General features: G+C 66.1%; 14 protein-coding genes, 1 pseudogene and 1 riboswitch. Of the genes and pseudogenes, 2 read left to right on the top strand and 13 right to left on the bottom strand.

The window, feature by feature from the left end:
- The first annotated feature begins 2 nt into the window (after positions 1–2).
- Positions 3–1,391 (top strand): GspE/PulE family protein, encoded by a 1,389-nt coding sequence (locus tag CBP34_RS03030; protein ID WP_094097269.1) that lies wholly within the window; start codon positions 3–5, stop codon positions 1,389–1,391.
- A 212-nt stretch (positions 1,392–1,603) separates the two neighbouring features.
- Here the strand turns inward: CBP34_RS03030 and CBP34_RS03025 are convergent, their stop codons facing one another.
- Complete coding sequence (locus tag CBP34_RS03025) at positions 1,604–3,271, bottom strand: methyl-accepting chemotaxis protein (protein ID WP_094097268.1); 1,668 nt, start codon at positions 3,269–3,271, stop codon at positions 1,604–1,606.
- Positions 3,272–3,624: 353 nt separating this feature from the next.
- On the opposite strand from CBP34_RS03025, the gene CBP34_RS03020 reads away from it, so the two are divergent.
- The gene (locus CBP34_RS03020) at positions 3,625–5,262 is read left to right on the top strand and encodes a methyl-accepting chemotaxis protein (protein ID WP_094097267.1); all 1,638 of its coding nucleotides are present in this window, start codon (positions 3,625–3,627) and stop codon (positions 5,260–5,262) included.
- A 93-nt stretch (positions 5,263–5,355) separates the two neighbouring features.
- On the opposite strand, the gene thiC is transcribed toward CBP34_RS03020, so the two are convergent.
- The 12 genes and pseudogenes from thiC to mraY form a co-directional block, all read right to left on the bottom strand.
- Positions 5,356–7,272: a phosphomethylpyrimidine synthase ThiC gene (gene thiC, locus CBP34_RS03015; RefSeq protein ID WP_094097266.1), complete on the bottom strand. Its 1,917-nt coding sequence runs from the start codon at positions 7,270–7,272 to the stop codon at positions 5,356–5,358.
- A gap of 122 nt (positions 7,273–7,394) precedes the next feature.
- Positions 7,395–7,518: riboswitch (TPP riboswitch) on the bottom strand.
- A 201-nt stretch (positions 7,519–7,719) separates the two neighbouring features.
- On the bottom strand, positions 7,720–7,896 hold the full coding sequence (locus CBP34_RS19605) for a hypothetical protein (protein WP_167372720.1): 177 nt from the start codon (positions 7,894–7,896) through the stop codon (positions 7,720–7,722).
- A 12-nt stretch (positions 7,897–7,908) separates the two neighbouring features.
- Entirely contained in the window at positions 7,909–8,832 is a 924-nt protein-coding gene (lpxC, locus tag CBP34_RS03010; protein WP_086911334.1) for a UDP-3-O-acyl-N-acetylglucosamine deacetylase, read from the bottom strand.
- 209 nt (positions 8,833–9,041) lie between these two features.
- Positions 9,042–10,282 (bottom strand): annotated as a pseudogene (gene ftsZ, locus CBP34_RS03005) (cell division protein FtsZ).
- A 151-nt stretch (positions 10,283–10,433) separates the two neighbouring features.
- Positions 10,434–11,663 (bottom strand): cell division protein FtsA, encoded by a 1,230-nt coding sequence (gene ftsA, locus CBP34_RS03000; protein ID WP_086911332.1) that lies wholly within the window; start codon positions 11,661–11,663, stop codon positions 10,434–10,436.
- Between the two features lie 50 nt (positions 11,664–11,713).
- Positions 11,714–12,502 (bottom strand): cell division protein FtsQ/DivIB, encoded by a 789-nt coding sequence (locus tag CBP34_RS02995; RefSeq protein ID WP_094097265.1) that lies wholly within the window; start codon positions 12,500–12,502, stop codon positions 11,714–11,716.
- Positions 12,499–13,512 carry a D-alanine--D-alanine ligase gene (locus tag CBP34_RS02990; RefSeq protein ID WP_094097264.1) on the bottom strand — a complete coding sequence of 338 codons (1,014 nt, stop codon included), beginning with the start codon at positions 13,510–13,512 and terminating at the stop codon, positions 12,499–12,501. Before CBP34_RS02990 ends, CBP34_RS02995 begins: the two co-directional genes overlap by 4 nt.
- Positions 13,509–14,942 carry a UDP-N-acetylmuramate--L-alanine ligase gene (murC, locus tag CBP34_RS02985; RefSeq protein ID WP_094097263.1) on the bottom strand — a complete coding sequence of 478 codons (1,434 nt, stop codon included), beginning with the start codon at positions 14,940–14,942 and terminating at the stop codon, positions 13,509–13,511. Before murC ends, CBP34_RS02990 begins: the two co-directional genes overlap by 4 nt.
- Entirely contained in the window at positions 14,939–16,003 is a 1,065-nt protein-coding gene (murG, locus tag CBP34_RS02980; RefSeq protein ID WP_094097262.1) for an undecaprenyldiphospho-muramoylpentapeptide beta-N-acetylglucosaminyltransferase, read from the bottom strand. The genes murC and murG overlap by 4 nt, the downstream gene beginning before the upstream one ends.
- On the bottom strand, positions 16,000–17,265 hold the full coding sequence (ftsW, locus tag CBP34_RS02975; RefSeq protein ID WP_094097261.1) for a putative lipid II flippase FtsW: 1,266 nt from the start codon (positions 17,263–17,265) through the stop codon (positions 16,000–16,002). Before ftsW ends, murG begins: the two co-directional genes overlap by 4 nt.
- Complete coding sequence (gene murD / locus CBP34_RS02970) at positions 17,262–19,010, bottom strand: UDP-N-acetylmuramoyl-L-alanine--D-glutamate ligase (protein WP_094097260.1); 1,749 nt, start codon at positions 19,008–19,010, stop codon at positions 17,262–17,264. The genes ftsW and murD overlap by 4 nt, the downstream gene beginning before the upstream one ends.
- The gene (gene mraY, locus CBP34_RS02965; protein ID WP_086913916.1) at positions 19,007–20,185 is read right to left on the bottom strand and encodes a phospho-N-acetylmuramoyl-pentapeptide-transferase; all 1,179 of its coding nucleotides are present in this window, start codon (positions 20,183–20,185) and stop codon (positions 19,007–19,009) included. The genes murD and mraY overlap by 4 nt, the downstream gene beginning before the upstream one ends.
- Between the last annotated feature and the right edge of the window lie 18 nt (positions 20,186–20,203).

The raw sequence follows: 20,203 nt of genomic DNA, 5'->3' as shown, positions 1-20,203 counted from the left end.
CGATGCGCCATCCCCTGCCCTACGCCTTTGCGCGCACCGCCCAGTTGCTGCTGGAGGATGACGGCCAGCAGCTGGTGCTGTGGCACGGCCCCCAGCCCAACGCCAGCGCGCTGTCGGAAGTGCTGCGCAAGCACCCCGTGCAGCAGCTGCTGCCGCTCGACGCCCACGGCTTGGCCCAGCGCATCAGCGCGGCCTATGCGCAGGGCGAATCGAGCGCCGCCACCGTGGTGAGCGAGGTCGAATCCGACGCCGACCTCTCGCGCATGATGCAGGAGCTGCCGGCGGTGGAAGACCTGCTGGAAACGGCCGACGACGCGCCCATCATCCGCATGCTCAACGCCCTGCTCACGCAGGCCGCGCGCGACGGCGCCAGCGACATCCACATCGAGCCCTACGAGCGCCACAGCAGTGTGCGTTTTCGGGTGGACGGCAGCCTGCGTGAGGTAGTGCAGCCCAATCGCGCGCTGCACGCCGCGCTGATCTCGCGCCTGAAGATCATGGCCGACCTCGATATCTCCGAAAAGCGCCTGCCGCAGGACGGCCGCATCAGCCTGCGCCTGGGCACCCGCGCGATTGACGTGCGCGTGTCCACCCTGCCCAGCGCGCACGGCGAGCGCGCCGTGCTGCGCCTCTTGGACAAGAGCGAAAGCAAGATCAGCCTGGAGGCCGTGGGCATGCAGGGCGACACCCTGCGCCGCTTCACCGACCTGATCGCTCAGCCCCACGGCATCGTGCTGGTGACCGGGCCCACGGGCTCGGGCAAGACCACCACGCTGTATGCGGCGCTGTCGCGCCTGGATGCCACGCGCAACAACATCATGACGGTGGAAGACCCCATCGAATACGAGTTGCCCGGCGTGGGCCAGACGCAGGTCAACAGCAAGATCGACCTCACGTTTGCCAAGGCCCTGCGCGCCATCCTGCGCCAGGACCCGGACATCATCATGATCGGCGAAATCCGCGATTTCGAGACCGCGCAGATCGCCATCCAGGCCTCGCTCACGGGTCACCTGGTGCTGGCCACGCTGCACACCAACGACGCCGCCAGCGCCGTCACGCGCCTGACCGACATGGGCGTGGAGCCGTTTCTGCTGAGCTCATCGCTGCTGGGCGTGCTGGCCCAGCGCCTGGTGCGCAAGATCTGCACGCACTGTGCCGGCAAGGGCTGCGACGCCTGCGGCCAGACCGGCTACGCCGGCCGCACCGGTGTGTTCGAACTGCTGGTGACCACCGACACCATCCGCGCCCAGATCCACAACCAGGCCTCCGAGGCCGACATCCGCGCGGCCGCATTGGCCAACGGCATGGCACTGATGCGCGACGACGGCGAGCGCCTGATTGCCGCCGGCATCACCAGCCGCGAAGAAGTGGTGCGGGTCACCAGGGACTGACCTCCCGGTGCGGCTTCGCCGCTTTCCCCAAGGGGGACGCCGTCCGTGGCCCGGCAAAGCCGGTTTCATGGTGGCGCGGGCCTGGGACGCGCCGGTCGCTGGTGGCGTTGAACCAGGTTGCGCCGCGTATCACTAACAGAAGCCAGCCGCTGCAACGCTACATTACCAATAGCTGCTAGCGCTTCCTACATAAGCGCTAGCGACCTAAAACACTATTGAGCCTGCAACGCCACCTGCACCGGCCGCGCCGCGGGTGTCAGACGAGCGCGGGCCGGGGCAGCGGCAGGCAGGGCGCCAAGCTGTGCGCCCGCCGCCGCACCACCGTCGTGCAGCTTGAACTGGCTGACGGCGCGCGTCAGTTGCAGGGCCTGCTCGCGCAACGATTCCGATGCCGCCGTGGACTGCTCCACCAGGGCCGCGTTCTGCTGCGTCATCTGGTCCAGCTGGGTGACCGACTGGCTGATGTGGCCGATGTTGTCGCTTTGTTCGGCAGCCGAGGCGGTGATTTCGTTGATGATGCCCGACACGCGGCGCACGCTGCCCACGATCTCGGTCATGGTCTGGCCTGCATGGCTCACGAGGCGCGAGCCGTCTTCCACGCGCTCGACCGACGAACCGATCAGCTCCTTGATCTCCTTGGCCGCCCCCGCGCTGCGCTGGGCCAGGCTGCGCACCTCGCTGGCCACCACGGCAAAGCCGCGGCCCTGCTCGCCGGCGCGGGCGGCCTCCACGGCAGCGTTGAGCGCCAGGATGTTGGTCTGGAACGCAATGGAATCGATCACGCCCGTGATGTCGGCAATCTTGCGCGAGCTCGTGGTGATCTGGTCCATGGTGCTCACCACCTGCGACACCACGGCACCGCCGCGCGCCGCCACTTCGGCGGCCGACGCCGCAAAGTCGCTGGCCTGGCGCGAGGACTGCGCGCTTTGCTGCACCGTGTTGGTGAGCATTTCCATGGATGAGGCCGCTTCTTCGAGGTTGGCAGCGGTCTGCTCGGTGCGCTGGCTCAGGTCGTGGTTGCCCGTGGCGATCTCGTGGCTGGCGGTGGAGATATTGCCCGCCGCATCCTGCACCTGGTGCACCAGGCCGCGCAGCGATTGCTGCATGCGGCCCATGGCGCCCACCAGCTGGCCCACTTCATCATGGTTCAGCGCCTGTTCATCGCGCGACAGGTCGCCACCGGCAATGCGCTCGGCCAGATCGCGGGCCTGGGCCAACGAACGGGTGATGGAGCGCACGCTCAGGTAGGTGAGCGGAATCAGCACCGCCAGGGCCAGCACCAGCGCCACGCCGATCAGGCCGGACATGGTGGCGGCAAGGCTGTCCACGCCCTGGCGCGCCTCCTGCATCTGCTCACGGGCCGCGGTGGCCAGGCGAGAGAACAGCTGGTCGGTGGTCTCCATATGCGATTTGAGCCGGTCGGCATAGGCGCCGCCGCCGGCACCGTCGATCTGGGCGCGCTCGATCTGGTCGAAGATGGGAACAATGCCGGCCTCGTATTGCTTGATTTCCTCGAGCGACTTGTCGACGGCCGCCACAAAGGACGGATCGCCCGCCTGCACTTGGCGCACATCGGTCAGGCTCTTGCGCAGCGCCGCCAGCGTCTTGCCCCAGCTTTCACGCAGCGCCGCCACTTCCACGGTGTTATTGAAATTGATGATGATGTCTTTTTCGGCGCGGCGCAGGTCCCCCAGCGACGTGCGCAGATCGGACATGTCGGTGAGCGTCTGGACCCGCTGGGAGAACAGGGTTTCCAGCGTGCCGCGGGTGCGGTCGAGTGCGATGAACCCCATGCCGCCGATGATCACCAGCAGCACGAGTGAGAAGGTCGTGGCGAAATACAGGCGCGTGCGAATGGAAAATCGACCCAGAGCATTCATGGCTCTTCCTTACATATTTTGACAAGTAACATGGCGAAGCAAATTTGATGCCATGCCATTGCCCACCTTCTGAGCGGGCGTTGGAAGAATATAAATGCCGCCCCATCCCCTGCGGCACAGGGTATTCACCGGCATTGCCGCTCCTGCATCCCCACAGAACCGTCGGTTTGCCAGCGGTGCGGACTTGAAAGCAATTTGTCACATTTGTAGCAAATAATCCGGGCAAACCCTTGGGCGCCTCGCCCGGAGTGCGTCGTGCGACACACGCACCCAAAGCCACGGCAGCGTGCCGGCAGGGCTGGCCAGCCCCTCTGCAAACACCTGAAAAGCCCCGACCCCGTTTACGAGCCACCATGTCCACCACCCTTCCCTCCCCCAAGCCATCCCAGGGCACCCTGGGCAAGCGCCTGCTGACCACATTCGCCGTGGTGCTGACGCTGACCCTGCTCGGCTCACTCATCGGCATCTGGTCGCTGCGCCAGATCCAGCAATCCACCGAAACCATGGTGAGCCAGGGCGTGGCCACCGAGCGCCTGGTCGCCGACGCCTACCGTTACCAGGCCATCAACTCCGAACGCTACAAGGCCATCGCCCTGAGCTCGGAACCCGAGGTGGGCGACATCCTGGGCGCGGACATTGCCGCCACCCAGCAGCTCTATGACGCGCGCATTGCCGAGCTGGGCAAGCGCCTGCAGGTGGCCGAAGACCGCACACTGCTCGACAGCATCGATGCCGCCGGGAAAGACTTCCTGAAAGCCCGCACCGAGCTGGTGGCGGCCCGCGACTCGGGCGTGACCGAACGCATTCGCAAGGTGTACGCCGAGCGGTTCCTGCCCTCTTCTGGTGCATTGCTGTCCGCACTGGGCACGCTGACCCAGTCGCAGCGCAACGCCATCGATGCCGGTGCACGCGAGGTAGAACGCCTGGGCGCAGTGGCCCGCACCGCGTTGCTGGCCTTCAGCGCCATGGCGCTGCTGGTGGGCACCGTGCTGGCGCTCTGGCTGGTGCGCAGCATCACGCGCCCGATTGCACTGGCCGGCGCCACGGCCGACCGCGTGGCGGCATTGGACCTGCGCCACGACATTGCAGGCCACGAAAAAGACGAAGCGGGTCGCATGCTCAACTCGCTGGCGGTGATGCAGCAGGCGCTGCGCACGCTGGTCGAGCAGGTGCGTGGATCGGCGCAGAACGTGAGCGCCGCCGCATCCGAAATCGCCGGCGGCAACACCGACCTCTCAAGCCGCACCGAGGAAACCTCCGCCAGCCTGCAGCAAACCGCGGCCGCGCTGGAGCACATCACCAGCCGGGTGATGCAGTCCGCGCAGGCTGCACACGATGCGCAGCAAATGGTGGCCACTGCCACCACGGTGGCGCACGAGGGTGGCAACGTGGTGGCCCAGGTGGAGCGCACCATGGAAGGCATCCACGCATCAGCCGGCAAGATCGTGGCCATCATCGGCGTGATCGACTCCATCGCCTTCCAGACCAACATCCTGGCGCTCAATGCCGCCGTCGAAGCGGCCCATGCGGGCGAACAGGGCCGCGGCTTTGCGGTGGTGGCGGCCGAGGTGCGCAGCCTGGCCACGCGCTCAGCCGCCGCAGCGCGGGAAATCAAGGCGCTGATCAACGAATCGGTCGATCAGGTGAAAGAGGGCACCAGCCTGGCTGGCGTTGCCGGCAGCACCATGCAGCGCATCGTCGGCTCGATCCAGGACGCCGAACGCATGATGGGCGAGATCACCTCCGCCACGCAGGACCAGAACCGCGATATTGGCCAGATCAACACCGCAGTGGCGCGGCTGGACCAGATGACCCAGGCCAACTCGGCGCTGGTGGAGCAGTCCATGGCCGCCTCGGCCGGCCTGCGCAGCCAGGCCCATGAACTGTCCACCCTGATCAGCCGGTTTGTGCTGCCCGGCCAGGGCGCGGAATCGGCGTCGCCCCAGATTGGCCCGGCACACCAACAACAGGCACTGCTGACAGCCCGTTAGGAGTTAGGGCCAGCCGCAGCCGACGGCATTCAATAAAAAGAGCCTCGAGCGCTTATGCGGAAAGCGCAAGACGCTCTTTTTTAATAGCGACGCTCAGACGGGCTTGATCGGCACGTACAGGCTGCCACCGCCGCGCTGGAACTCTTCGGCCTTGGTCTCCATGCCCGCCGCCAGCGCCTCGGCCTCGGCCACCCCCTTTTGCTTTGCGAAGTCACGCACTTCCTGCGTGATCTTCATGGAGCAGAACTTGGGCCCGCACATCGAGCAGAAATGCGCCACCTTCGAGGCATCCTTGGGCAGGGTCTCGTCGTGGTATTCCTTGGCCGTATCGGGATCGAGGCCCAGGTTGAACTGGTCCTGCCAGCGAAAATCAAAGCGCGCTTGGCTGAGCGCATCGTCGCGCGACCGGGCACCCGGATGGCCCTTGGCCACGTCGGCGGCGTGCGCGGCGATCTTGTAGGCAATGATGCCCTGCTTGACGTCATCGCGGTCGGGCAGGCCCAGGTGTTCCTTGGGCGTCACGTAGCACAGCATGGCCGTGCCCATCCAGCCGATCATGGCGGCGCCGATGGCGCTGGCGATGTGGTCGTAGCCGGGGGCGATGTCGATGGTCAGCGGGCCCAGGGTATAGAACGGGGCTTCGTGGCAGGTCTTGAGCTGCTCGGTCATGTTGGCCTGGATCATGTGCATGGGCACATGGCCGGGGCCTTCGATCATGGTCTGCACGTCGTGCTTCCACGCCACCTGGGTCAGCTCGCCCAGTGTGTGCAGCTCGGCAAACTGGGCCTCGTCATTGGCGTCCGAGGCACAGCCAGGCCGCAGGCCATCGCCCAGGCTGAACGACACGTCGTACGCCTTCATGATGTCGCAGATGTCCTCGAAGTGCTCGTACAGGAAGCTCTCGCGGTGGTGCGCCATGCACCACTTGGCCATGATGGAGCCGCCACGCGAAACGATGCCGGTGCGGCGCTGGGCCGTGAGGTGGATGTAGGCCAGGCGCACGCCCGCGTGGATGGTGAAGTAGTCCACGCCCTGCTCAGCCTGCTCGATCAGCGTGTCGCGGAAGATTTCCCAGGTGAGGTCTTCGGCCACGCCGCCCACCTTTTCCAGCGCCTGGTAGATAGGCACGGTGCCAATCGGCACGGGCGAGTTTCGCACGATCCAGTCGCGGGTGGTGTGGATGTTCTTGCCCGTACTCAGGTCCATCACGTTGTCGGCGCCCCAGCGGATGGCCCAAACGAGCTTTTCCACTTCTTCTTCGATGCTGGACGTGACGGCCGAGTTGCCGATGTTGGCATTGATCTTGACCAGGAAGTTGCGGCCAATCGCCATCGGCTCCACCTCGGGGTGGTTGATGTTGGCGGGGATGATGGCGCGGCCCCGGGCCACCTCGTCGCGCACAAACTCCGGCGTGATGATGCGCGGGATGCTCGCGCCCATCGGGTTGCCCATCAGGCGCTGCTCACGGCCTGCGTCGGCCATGTACTGCTCCATCCACTCGCGCTTGCCGTTTTCGCGGATGGCCACGTATTCCATCTCGGGAGTGATGATGCCTTTCCTGGCGTAGTGCATCTGCGTCACGTTACCGGTGTGGTTGGCACCGCTCTTGGCGCGCAGGGGCTTGCGCTGCAGGGCGGCAGCCTCGGCACGCAGCTGGGCCAGGCGCGTGGCATCTTCGCTCTTTTGTCCATCGTCCAGCGCCACGGGCGCACGGCCCTCGTAGTGTTCCACGTCGCCGCGGCCTGTGATCCAGCCACCGCGCACGCTGGCCAGGCCCTGGCGCACATCGATCACGGCCTTGGGGTCGGTGTAGGGGCCGGAGGTGTCGTACACGCTGACCAGCTCGCCGTTGGTGAGCGCAATGTCGCGCACGGGCACGCGCAGGTCGGCGTGCAGGTGGCCGGGAAGGTAGGCCTTGCGCGATGCGGGGAAGGGCTCGCGCGTGCGTGCGAGCAGGTCGGCGAACTTCTCGGTGCTGGCCAGCTTGGCGTGGGGATCGGGGGCGTTCATGGGGCAGGTCTCCTGGTTCCGGTGGCGATAGGTGCTGCTCCGGAATGGACCTGTGCGCCCCTCGGGCGCAGCACGTGGCTGCAACTGAGGCATGGCGTGCCCACAGGGACTGCGGGCACGGGGACAAGGAGGTCGGCTCTTCTTCCGCCGGTATGAACCGGATCAAGTTCGTCGGGTTCGCAAGGCCTGCCGAATTTCTTCAGCCACCTCGCATCTCAGCGCTTACGCACACCCCGGAGCAGCCGCGAGTATAGGACAGCGATGCCTATACGGCCATCAACAGGCTCAGAGGCTGAGAGTTTTTCGGCCGTGACCGAAAGGTGCGTCAAAACGCATCGGATCTAGGCGCAAAACGCAGCCATAGCTCGGCCTATGGCGAGTATTTGCAACGACGAGCCGGTGTGTTTTGGCGTGCAAAGCGGGCATGGATGAAAGACTCTCAGCCTCTCAGGCCAGGCGTCCGATGAATAGCACGGCAAAGAAGAAAACTGCCGCGATGATGGTCCATTTCAGCACCACCAGGCCAAAGCGCTTGTAGCGCGCTTGGCCCGTTCCGGCATAGAACGCAAAGGAGACTGCCGCGGTCAGCAGCAGTGCCATGGCCAGCCAGCGAAACAGCAGCATGGACCCGCCGTCCTACCAGGCGCGCACAGGTTGCAGAAAACCGCTGGGTGCCTGGCGATCGTCCTCGAACGTCACTTCTTCCCATGCATCGGGCTGCGCCAGCAGTTCACGCAGCAGCAGGTTGTTCATGGCATGGCCCGAACGGAAGGCGCTGTAGGCAGCCAGCAGGGGCTTGCCGATCAGGTACAGGTCGCCCATGGCGTCCAGGATCTTGTGCTTGACGAACTCGTCGTCATAGCGCAACCCGTCGCTGTTGAGCACCTTGTAGTCGTCCATCACGATGGCATTGTCGAGCCCGCCGCCCAGCGCCAAACCGTGGGAGCGCATCATTTCCACGTCGCGCGTGAAGCCGAAGGTGCGCGCACGCGCGATGTCGCGGCTGTAGTTGCCGGCCCCCAGGTCGAACTCGACCCGCTGGCCTGTGGAATCGACCGCCGGGTGGTCGAAATCAATCTCGAAACTGAGCTTGTAGCCATGGTAGGGCGTCAGACGCGCCCATTTGGCATTGGCGCCCTCGCCCTCGCGCACCTCGACCGGCCGGGTCACGCGGATGAAGCGCCTGGGCGCGTTCTGCAACTCGACGCCCGCGCTCTGCAGCAGAAAGACAAACGAAGCCGACGAGCCATCCAGGATGGGAACCTCTTCGGCGGTGATGTCCACATACAGGTTGTCCAGCCCCAAGCCGGCGCAGGCCGACATGAGGTGCTCGACGGTGTGCACCTTGGCATTGCCTGTACCGATGGTCGATGCCAGGCGGGTATCGGTCACAGCGGCCGCAGAAATGGGGATGTCCACGGGCTGGGGCAAATCCACCCGGCGAAACACGATGCCCGTGTCGGGCTGTGCCGGCCGCAGGGTCAGCTCGACACGCTGGCCGCTATGCAGCCCCACGCCTACGGCGCGGGTCAGTGTCTTGATGGTGCGTTGCTTGAGCATCTGAGGATTTTAGTGGGCCAGCCCCGCAGGAAGCACGAGGGCCTTCCTATGACCCTGATAGAAAACGGAACGCCTGAAATCAGCGCGCGCCCCAACCAGAGACGCCGCGCAAGGGCCGCCCGCAGCGCTGGCGTCGTCCCCCTTCCCGCATCGCGCAGCGAGACGAGAGAAGGGGGAAGGCGCGAAGCGCCACAGGGGGTTGTCCTCTATCAATCGGCCTGTTTGCGCAGGAAAGCCGGAATCTCCAGATCGTCCATGCCGCCGGAAGACAGTGCATCCACGCGGGCTGCTGCCTGCGTGCGGTTGGTGCGCCAGACGCTGGGCACCGACATGCCGCCGTAGTCGGCCTGCGAGCCACCCACCATGCCGCCGGCCACACCCACGGCACCGCCCAGGCCAGCGGTGGTGGCCATGGGCATCTGGTAGGCCATGTTGTCCGTGCCGGTGCGCAGACCGCCCTGCACGACCGAAATGGGCTGGCGGCGTGCGTTGGGGCGCGACAGGCCCGTGGCCACCACGGTCACGCGGATCTCGTCGCCCAGGCTGTCGTCGTAGGCAGCGCCGTAGATGACATGCGCATCGGGCGAGGCATAGGCATTGATGGTGCTCATGGCCAGGCGCGATTCGGAGAGCTTGAGGCTGCCCTTGGCGGCGGTGACCAGCACCAGCACACCCTTGGCGCCCGACAGGTCAATGCCCTCAAGCAGCGGGCAGGCCACGGCCTGCTCGGCGGCGATGCGGGCGCGGTCGGGCCGCTGGCCGTGGCCGTGCCCATCATGGCCTTGCCGGGCTCGCCCATCACGGTGCGCACGTCTTCGAAGTCGACGTTCACATGGCCGTATTCGTTGATGATTTCGGCAATGCCGCCCACGGCGTTTTTCAGCACGTCGTTGGCATGGGCAAACGCCTCGTCCTGGGTGATGTCATCACCCAGCACTTCGAGCAGCTTTTCGTTGAGCACCACGATCAACGAATCGACATTGGCTTCGAGCTCGGCCAGACCGTTGTCGGCATTGCTCATGCGGCGCCCGCCCTCCCAGTCGAAGGGCTTGGTGACTACGCCGACAGTGAGGATGCCCATTTCCTTGGCCACGCGCGCAATCACGGGTGCGGCGCCGGTGCCGGTGCCGCCGCCCATGCCGGCGGTGATGAACAGCATGTGCGCGCCCGAGATGGCGGCGCGGATGTCGTCCACCGCGGCTTCGGCGGCTTCGCGGCCCTTGTCGGGCTTGCTACCCGCGCCCAGGCCGCTCTGGCCGAGCTGGATGGTGCGGTGGGCCGAACTGCGGGTAAGCGCCTGCGCGTCGGTATTCGCACTGACAAATTCGACGCCCTGCACGCTGCGGGCAATCATGTGTTCGACGGCGTTGCTGCCGCCGCCGCCCACACCGATCACCTTGATCTGGGTGCCCTGGTTGAATTCTTCGGCTTCGATCATTTCGATGGTCATGTTGGAGCTCCTGTTTCTAAATTCGTATGCAATTGCCAATGGGGGAAAGGGGGCCGGCTTCGAGGAACATATGGCGGTCCGGTACATCGCCATCGCTCTCGCGAAGTCTGATGGGGGCTACCACGCGCCAGCCAGAGTGGGTATTTCATGGTCAGAAATTCCCCACGATGAAATCCTTGAAGCGCCCGAACGCGGTCTTCATGGACCCGCTCTTTTGCGCCACCTTGTAGCCGCGCAGGCGGGCCAGTCGCGCTTCTTCGAGCAAGCCCATCACGGTGGCGGCACGGGGCTGGGCCACCATGTCCGACAGGGCGCTGGAATACTTGGGGATGCCACGGCGCACGGGCTTCAAAAAGATGTCCTCGCCCAGCTCGATCATTCCGGGCATCACCGAGCTGCCGCCCGTGAGCACGATGCCCGAGGACAGCACCTCTTCATAGCCCGACTCGCGCACCACCTGCTGCACGAGCGAGAAGATTTCTTCCACCCGGGGCTCGATCACGCCAGCCAGCGCCTGCTTGCTCAGCATGCGCGGGCTGCGGTCGCCCAGGCCGGGCACTTCCACCTGGGCCTCGGGATCGGCCAGCAGTTGCTTGGCATAGCCGCTTTCGACCTTGATGTCTTCAGCGTCCTTGGTGGGCGTGCGCAGCGCCATGGCAATGTCGCTGGTGATGAGGTCGCCCGCAATCGGAATCACCGCGGTATGGCGGATGGCGCCACCGGTGAAGATGGCCACGTCGGTCGTGCCCGCACCGATGTCCACCAGCACCACGCCCAGTTCGCGCTCGTCATCGGTCAGCACAGCCTGGCTCGATGCCAGCGGATTGAGCATGAGCTGCTCGACCTCCAGGCCGCAGCGGCGCACGCACTTGATGATGTTCTCGGCGGCGCTCTGGGCGCCGGTCACGATGTGGATCTTGGCTTCCAGGCGGATGCCGCTCATGCCGATGGGCTCTTTCACGTCCTGCCCGTCGATCACGAATTCCTGCGGCTCCACCAGCAAGAGGCGCTGGTCGCTCGAGATGTTGATGGCCTTGGCGGTTTCGACCACCCGCGCCACATCGGCCGCAGTCACTTCCTTGTCCTTCACCGCCACCATGCCGCTCGAATTGAGCCCCCGGATATGGCTGCCGGTGATGCCGGTGTAGACGCGCTGGATCTTGCAGTCGGCCATCAGCTCAGCTTCTTTCAGCGCCTGCTGAATGCTCTGCACGGTGGCGTCGATGTTCACCACCACGCCGCGCTTCAAGCCGTTGCTCGGGGCCACGCCCAGGCCGGCGAGCTTGAGTTCGCCATTGGGCAGCACCTCGGCCACCACGGCCATGACCTTGGCCGTGCCGATGTCCAGCCCCACCACCACGTCTTTGTATTCTCTTGCCATATCAGTGTCTGCCCTTCATTGTTCTGTCCAGTCGCGTCCGCTCCCCGCGGCTATTTTTTTGCAGCCGCTTGCGCGGTCACGGTGGTCACCCCGCGCAGGCGCAGTGCGTAGCCCCCGGCATGGCGCAGGTCGGCCGACTCCAGCGCGTCGGCGCGGCGCTGGTATTGCGCCGCCACCTGCGTCAGCGTGCGGGCAAAGCGCTGCGTGCGCTCCACCACCTCCTGCGGCGTGCCGCCCCCCAACTCCAGCACGGCACCGCTGTCGAGCGTGGCGCGCCAGCCACCTCGGCCCGTGAGCTCCAGTTCGTCCACCGCCATGCCCAGCGGCTCGAACACCAGCTGCAGCAGGCCATGCATCTGCAGCACCTGGGCCGAGCTACCCTGGGGGCCCACCAGCCGGGGCAAGCCCTCTTGCTCCACATCGCCCACATTGGCTTCAAACACCTCGCCCTGGCTGTTAACCAGCGCCGCGCCCGTGTCGGGCCCCCAGTAGGCGACCGCATCGTGTTCCTGCAGCACCACGCGCAGGCCACCCGGAAACTCGCGCCGCACCAGGGCCTTGCGCACCCAGGGCGCCTGCTCGAAGGCCGTGCGCGCGGCGCGCAGGTCGAGGGTGAAGAAGTTGCCCACCAGTTGCGGCGCCACATTGGCGCGCAAGGTCACGGCGTTGTTGTGCACCAGTTCACCCTGGACCACGATGCGGGCTACCGAAAAACCGGGATAGCGCAGCACCCAGCGCGCCCCCGCTGCCAGCAACAGCAGCACGCAGCACAGGAACAAGACCGATGCAGTCAGGTTCATGAGCTTGACGTCCAGCGGTGCGGGCAGCGACTGGTTCATGGCGTGACGGCCTCCTGGGGCTGGCCTTGCGCCGGGCTCAGCGTGGCGCCTGGCGGCGTGTCGAGTGTGGCCGTGGCGAGCACGCCGACGCACAGGTCTTCGTAGCTGATGCCAACGGCCCGTGCCGACATGGGCACCAGCGAATGCCCGGTCATGCCCGGCGAGGTGTTGATCTCCAGCAAAAAGGGCTTGCGATCGCTGGCGCGGATCATGATGTCGGCCCGCGCCCAGCCGCGGCAGCCCAGCGAACGGAAGGCCTGCACCACCAGACGCTGGATCTCGCGCTCCTCCGCCTCGGGCAGGCCGCTCGGGCAGTGGTATTTGGTGTCGTCGGTGAAATACTTGTTCTGGTAGTCGTAGTTGCCCTGCGGCGCCACGATGCGGATCACCGGCAGCGCGCAGGCGCCGGCGCCTTCACCCAGCACCGGGCAGGTGGTTTCGTCGCCCTCGATGAACTGCTCGCACAGCACCTCGGGGTCGTATTTCGATGCCAGCAGGTAGGCCTGCTCGCACTGCTCGGGCGACGTGACCTTGCTCAACCCGAGGGTCGAGCCCTCGCGCGCGGGCTTGATGATCATGGGTGCGCCCAGCGCCTGCAAGGCCAGGGCGGTTTCTTCGCCGCTGGCCACGAGGCGCCAGTCGGGCGTGGGCAAGCCCTCGGCACGCCAGATGCGCTTGGTCATGATCTTGTCCATCGACATGCTGGACGCCATCACGCCGGGGCCGGTGTACGGAATGCCCAGCAGCTCCAGCGCACCCTGCACCGTGCCGTCCTCACCATGGCGCCCGTGCAGGGCGATGAAGCAGCGGTCATAGCCGCCGCGCTTGAGTTCGCCCAGATCGTTGTGTGCGGGATCGAACGCGTGGGCATCCACGCCGCGCGAGCGCAACGCCTGCAGCACGCCGCGGCCGGACATCAGCGACACATCGCGCTCGGCCGACGCGCCGCCCATCAGCACCGCCACCTTGCCCAGCGCGTGCGCATCGATTTTGGAACCAAATGTGTTCATTGCGCCCTCCCTGCCTGCGGCAACAGCTCATTATTTTGTAGCAACTCAACCACCTTTGCGGGCATGGCACCAATCGAGCCCGCGCCCATGCACATCACCACGTCGCCATCCCGGGCGTTGTCGGCAATGACCTGGGGCATGTCGGCCACGCTGTCCACGAAATGCGGCTCCACCCGGCCGGCCACGCGCAGCGCACGCGCCAGCGCCCGGCCGTCGGCCGCCACCACGGGCGCTTCACCGGCGGCATAGACCTCGGTGAGCAGCACTGCGTCGGCACTGCCGATGACCTTCACGAAATCTTCAAAGCAGTCGCGCGTGCGGCTGTAGCGGTGCGGCTGGAACGCCAGCACCAGCCGGCGCCCGGGGAAGGCACCGCGCGCTGCCGCCAGCGTGGCGGCCATCTCGACGGGGTGGTGGCCGTAGTCGTCGATCAGCGTGAACTGGCCACCGTCCTTGGCGGGCAGCTCGCCATAGCGCTGAAAGCGCCGGCCCACGCCCTTGAAACCAGCCAGCGCGCGCTGCACGGCGTCGTCCGGAATGTTCAGCTCCACGGCCACGGCAATGGCCGACAGGGCGTTGAGCACGTTGTGCTCGCCCGCCAGGTTGAGCACCACCTCCAGGTCGGGCAGCGTGACGCCGTTGCGCCGCTGCACCGTGAAGCGCATCTGTCCCGCCGCTGCCTGCACGTTGATGGCGCGCACCTGGGCGTCTTGCGAAAACCCGTAGCTCGTGACCGGGCAGGTCACGCTCTGCAGGATGTCGCGCACCGCCGGACTGTCCACGCAGAGGATGGCGGTGCCATAAAACGGCATGCGGTGCAGGAAATCGACAAATGCCTTCTTGAGCCGACCGAAGTCGTGCCCATAGGTTTCCATGTGGTCGGCATCGATGTTCGTCACCACCGCCATCACGGGCAGCAGGTTCAGAAACGACGCGTCGGACTCGTCGGCCTCGACCACGATGTAGTCGCCACTGCCCAGCTTGGCATTGGCGCCCGCGCTATTGAGTCGCCCGCCGATCACGAAGGTGGGGTCGAGCCCCGCCTCGGCCAGCACGCTGGTCACGAGGCTGGTGGTGGTGGTTTTGCCATGCGTGCCGGCGATGGCGATGCCCTGCTTGAGGCGCATCAGCTCGGCCAGCATGAGGGCGCGCGGCACCACCGGAATCTTCTTTTCGCGGGCAGCCAGCACCTCGGGGTTGTCGGCCGTGACGGCGGTGGAAGTGACCACGGCATCCGCGCCCTCGATGTGCGCGGCCGCATGGCCCAGGCAGGTCTGGATGCCCAGGCCCTGCAGGCGGCGCAGCGTGGCGCTGTCAGCCAGGTCGGATCCCGAGATGCGGTAGCCCAGGTTGAACAACACCTCGGCGATGCCGCTCATGCCGGCGCCGCCTATGCCGACGAAATGGATGTGGCGAATGGCGTGCTTCATGCGGCAAGCTCCTCGCAGGCAGTCACCACTTCACGGGTGGCGTTGATTTTTTGCATGTTTTTGGCCTTGAGCGCTACATCCATCAGCGTGGATCGCTCCAATTTCAATAGCATTTCAGACAACCCCTCGGGCGTCAGGTCACGTTGCTGCACCAGCCAGCCGCCACCGGCGTTCACGAGGAACTGCGCGTTGGTGGTCTGGTGGTCGTCCACGGCCGACGGGAAGGGTACAAAGAGGGGCGCGGCCCCCACGGCGGCGATTTCGGTCACGGTGCTGGCACCGGCGCGGCAGACGATGATGTCGGCCGCCGCAAAGGCGCTGGCGGTATCGTCGATGAAAGGCGTCAGTTCCGCCTCGACCCCGGCCGCGGCATAGTTGGCGCGCAGCGCCTCGATCTGCGTGGCTCCACTTTGGTGGACCACGGTGGGGCGTTGTCCAGCAGGCATCAGCGCAATGGCCTGCGGCACGATGTCGTTGAGGGCGCGCGCGCCCAGGCTGCCACCCACCACCAGCAGGCGCAGCGGGCCGCTGCGACCAGCAAAACGTTCGGCGGGACCAGGCTGGCGCGTGAACGCCGCGCGCAGCGGGTTGCCCACCCACTGGGCTTTCTTGAGCACGCCCGGAAACGCGGTGAACACCCGGTCGGCCACACCGGCCAGCACCTTGTTGGCCATGCCGGCCACCGAGTTCTGCTCGTGCAGCACCAGGGGCTTGCCACACAGCACGCCCATCATGCCGCCCGGGAAGGTGATGTAGCCGCCCAGGCCCACCACCACATCGGGCTTGACGCGGCGCACCACCTGCAGCGCCTGCCAGAAGGCGCGCAACAACCGCAGCGGCAGCAACGCCAGCGTCACCAAGCCCTTGCCGCGCACACCGGAAAAATCAATCAGTTCGAGCGGAAAGCCGTACTGCGGGACGATGCGCGATTCCATGCTGCCCGGTGCGCCCAGCCAGTGCACGCGCCAGCCGCGCGCGCGCAATTCTTCGGCAACCGCGAGACCCGGGAAGATATGGCCGCCCGTGCCGCCCGCCATGATGAGCGCTGTTTTCTGCGTCATACCCGGCCTCCGCGCATGAGCAATTTATTCTCATAGTCAACCCTCAGAACCACTGCCAAAGCGACAAGGTTCATCAGGATCGCAGACCCCCCAAAGCTCATCAGCGGCAGCGTCAGCCCCTTGGTGGGCAGCGCGCCCAGGTTCACGCCCATGTTGATGAAGGCCTGAAAGCCGATCCAGATGGCCACGCCCTGCGCCACCAGCCCGGCGAACACGCGGTCCAGGGCGATAGCTTGGCGGCCGATGTGCATGATGCGGCGCGTCATCCAGACGAACAGCACGATGAGCGTGAGCACGCCTACCAGGCCAAACTCTTCGCCAATGACGGCCAGCAGGAAGTCGGTATGCGCCTCGGGCAGCCAGTGGAGTTTTTCGACACTGCCGCCCAGGCCCACGCCAAAGATCTCGCCACGCCCGATGGCAATGAGCGAGTGCGAGAGCTGGTAGCCCTTGCCCAGCGCGTGCTCTTCGCTGAAGGGGTCGAGGTAGGCGAACACGCGTTCACGCCGCCAGGGCGAGGTGGCGATCATCACGCCGAAGGCCGCCACCAGCACTCCCGCGATCAGGAAGAACATGCGGGCATTGACGCCGCCCAGAAACAGGATGCCCATGGCGATCACGGCCACCACCATGAAGGCGCCCATGTCCGGCTCGGCCAGCAACAGCACGCCCACGATGGCTACGGCCGCGCCCATTGGCAGCACGGCGCGAAAGAAGCGCTCTTTCACATCCATCTTGCGCACCATGTAGTCGGACGCATAGATCAGCACGGCAAACTTCGCCAGTTCCGAGGGCTGGAAGTTCATGATGCCCAGCGACAGCCAGCGCCGCGCGCCGTTGACCACCGTGCCCACATGCGGAATCAGCACCGCCACCAGCAGCACGATGGACACCACGAACAGCCAGGGCGCCACGCGCTCCCACGTGGCCATGGACACCTGGAACGCCAGCAGCGCCACCACAAAACCGATGACCAGGGCAAACACATGGCGCATCAGGAAATGGGTGGCGGCGATCTTGCCGAAACGGGGGTTGTCCGGCATGGCGATCGAGGCCGAATACACCATCACCAGCCCCCAGGCCAGCAGCGCCACCACCACCCACAGCAGGGCCTGGTCAAAACCCAGCACGGCAGCGGGCGTGCTGCGGGTTGGGCGGTAGTCGGTGCCGCCCACGCGCACCGGCAGCACATCGGCAGCCTTGCCCGAGAGCCCTTTGAGCCAGGCGGTGACGCGCGGCCATGCACCGGTGGCGGTGGTCATTGCATGCCCTCCAGTTCCTGCCCGGCGTCATGGGCCAGCGTGCGCACGGCGTCACAAAACACCTGGGCACGGTGTTCGTAGTCGCGAAACATGTCAAAGCTGGCGCAGGCGGGTGACATCAGCACCGCATCGCCCTGGTGGGCGTGCTGCGCGGCCAGCTGCACGGCCTGCGGCAGCGTCTGCGCGTCGACCAGAGCAACCCCGGTGCCTTGCAGGGCCGCACGGATCAACGGCGCGTCCCGACCCATCAGCACCACCGCCCGCGCATGGCGCGCCACCGGCGCTGCCAACGGCGAGAAGTCCTGCCCCTTGCCCTCGCCCCCGAGGATGACCACGATGCGGCGATCCGCCCCGAGGCCGGTCAGCGCCGCCACCGTGGCGCCCACATTGGTGCCCTTGCTGTCGTCAAAATACTCCACGCCCGACACCATGCCGATCGGCTCCACGCGGTGCGGCTCGCCACGGTACTCGCGCAAGCCGTACAGCATGAGGGACAGCGCGCAGCCGGCCTCGCAGGCCAGCGCCAGTGCCGCCAGTGCGTTGATGGCGTTATGGCGCCCGCGAATGCGCAGTGCATCGGCCGGCATCAGGCGCTGGATGTGCAGCTCTGCGTCGTCATTGCGGCCGCGCTTCCTGGTTTCATCCGACTCCAGGGCGCGCACCAGCCAGGCCATGCCGCTGACCATTTCGATGCCGAAGTCGCCCGGACGCCGCGGCATGTCGCCGCCAAAAGTACGGTGCGTGCGCTGCTGCGGCTTTTGCAGCTTGACCTTCACCGGCGGCGGCAGCATCGCCATCACGGCCGGTTCGTCGCGGTTGAGCACCATCACCGCGCTCTGGCCAAAGATGCGTGCTTTGGCGCCGGCATAGGCCTGCATGTCGCCATGCCAGTCCAGGTGGTCCTGCGTGATGTTGAGCACCGTGGCGGCGGTGGGCTCGAAACCCGTCACGCCGTCGAGCTGAAAGCTCGACAGCTCAAGCACCCACACCTGGGGCAGCGTGCCCGCGTCGATGTGCTCGCTGAGCGTGTCGAGCAGCGTCGGGCCGATATTGCCCGCCACGGCCACGGTCTTGCCCGCGCGCTCCACCAGCTGGCCCGTGAGCGAGGTGACCGTGGTCTTGCCGTTGGTGCCGGTAATGGCCAGCACCGCCGGCGCATAGCCATGCGCTGTGCGCAGCGCATCCAGGGCCATGGAATAAAGACTCAATTCGCCCCCAGTGCTTACTCCCATTGCGCTGGCAGCTACGAATACAGGAGCAACCGAAGCAGGACTCAACCCCGGCGAGCGGTACACCGCGTGCAGGCCCTGCCCCTCTACCAGATGGGCGCCGAATTCCCCGGCCACGAAACGCACTTGAGGCAATTCCTGCTGCAATGCGGCCAGCTGGGGCGGGGCCTGCCGCGTGTCGGCGACGGTGACATGGGCCCCACAGCGTACGCACCATCGCGCCATGGCCAGGCCCGACGCGCCCAGGCCGAGGATGAGGATGTTCTGGTCCTGCAGCGGCTTCATGCCCTCACCCGGGCGGCCCACGGGCTCGGCGGATTCTTGCGCCGGCTCTGCAGCGTCTGCAGGCTGCTGAGGCAACTGCGCAGGGCCGGGCTCGGGCGCAGCCACCTCGGCAAAGATCTGTGCCACAAAATCAGCCGCCGCCTGGGCGGCAGAGATGGCGGGCGCACCGGCCCCTGCCTCGGAAGGCGCGGCCGGGGGTTGGCCGGGCAGGAGGGGGTCGTCGGTGCTCATCGCAGTTTCAGGGTTGAAAGCCCCACCAGGCACAGCAGCATGGTGATGATCCAGAAGCGCACGACCACCTGCGTTTCCTTCCAGCCGCTCTTTTCAAAATGGTGGTGCAGCGGCGCCATCTTCAGCAGGCGCCGGCCTTCGCCATAGCGCTTTTTGGTGTACTTGAACCAGGTCACCTGCAACATCACGGACAGGGCCTCGACCACGAAGATGCCGCCCATGATGGCCAGCACGATTTCCTGGCGCACGATGATGGCGATGGTGCCCAGGGCCGCGCCCAGCGCCAACGCACCCACGTCGCCCATGAACACCTGGGCCGGATGCGCGTTGAACCACAGAAAGGCCAGGCCCGCACCGGCCATGGCGGCGCAAAAGATCAGCAGCTCGCCCGAGCCGGGGATGTGCGGGAAGAACAGGTATTTGGAATAGACCGAACTGCCGGTCACATAGGCAAAGACACCCAGCGCCGAGCCCACCATCACCACCGGCATGATGGCCAGGCCGTCCAGGCCGTCGGTCAGGTTCACGGCGTTGCTCGACCCCACGATCACGAGATAGGTGAGGATGACAAAGCCCAGGACACCGAGCGGGTAGCTCACTTCCTTGAAGAACGGCAACTGAAGGCCGGCCTTGGGCGGCAGGTCGAGCGAGAAGCCCGACCGCACCCAGCTGATGAAAAGCTCCAGCACCTTGGCATTGGAGCTCTCGGAAATGCTGAACACCAGGTAAAGCGCCGCGACCAGGCCGATCACCGACTGCCAGAAATACTTTTCGCGCGAGCGCATGCCCTCAGGGTCCTTGTTGACCACCTTGCGCCAGTCGTCCACCCAGCCAATGGCGCCAAAACCCAGCGTGACCAGCAGCACGATCCAAACAAAACGGTTGGACAGGTCAAACCACAGCAGGGTCGAGATGGCAATCGACAGCAGGATGAGCACGCCGCCCATGGTGGGCGTGCCGCTCTTGGACAGGTGCGACTGCATCGCATAGCCGCGGATCGGCTGACCGATCTTGAGCGAGGTGAGCACGCGGATCACCTTGGGGCCCGCCACCAGGCCGATGAGCAGCGCCGTCATGGCGGCCATCACGGCGCGGAAGGTGAGGTACTGGAACACGCGGAAAAACCCGAACTCGGGCGACAGGCCCTGCAGCCATTGCGACAGCATCAGCAGCATGCGGCACCTCCGTGCGGG

It is taken from the genome of Acidovorax carolinensis (genome assembly GCF_002157145.1).
Taxonomy (GTDB): Bacteria; Pseudomonadota; Gammaproteobacteria; order Burkholderiales; family Burkholderiaceae_C; genus Acidovorax; species Acidovorax carolinensis.
This window is presented reverse-complemented; position numbering and strand designations above follow the sequence as displayed.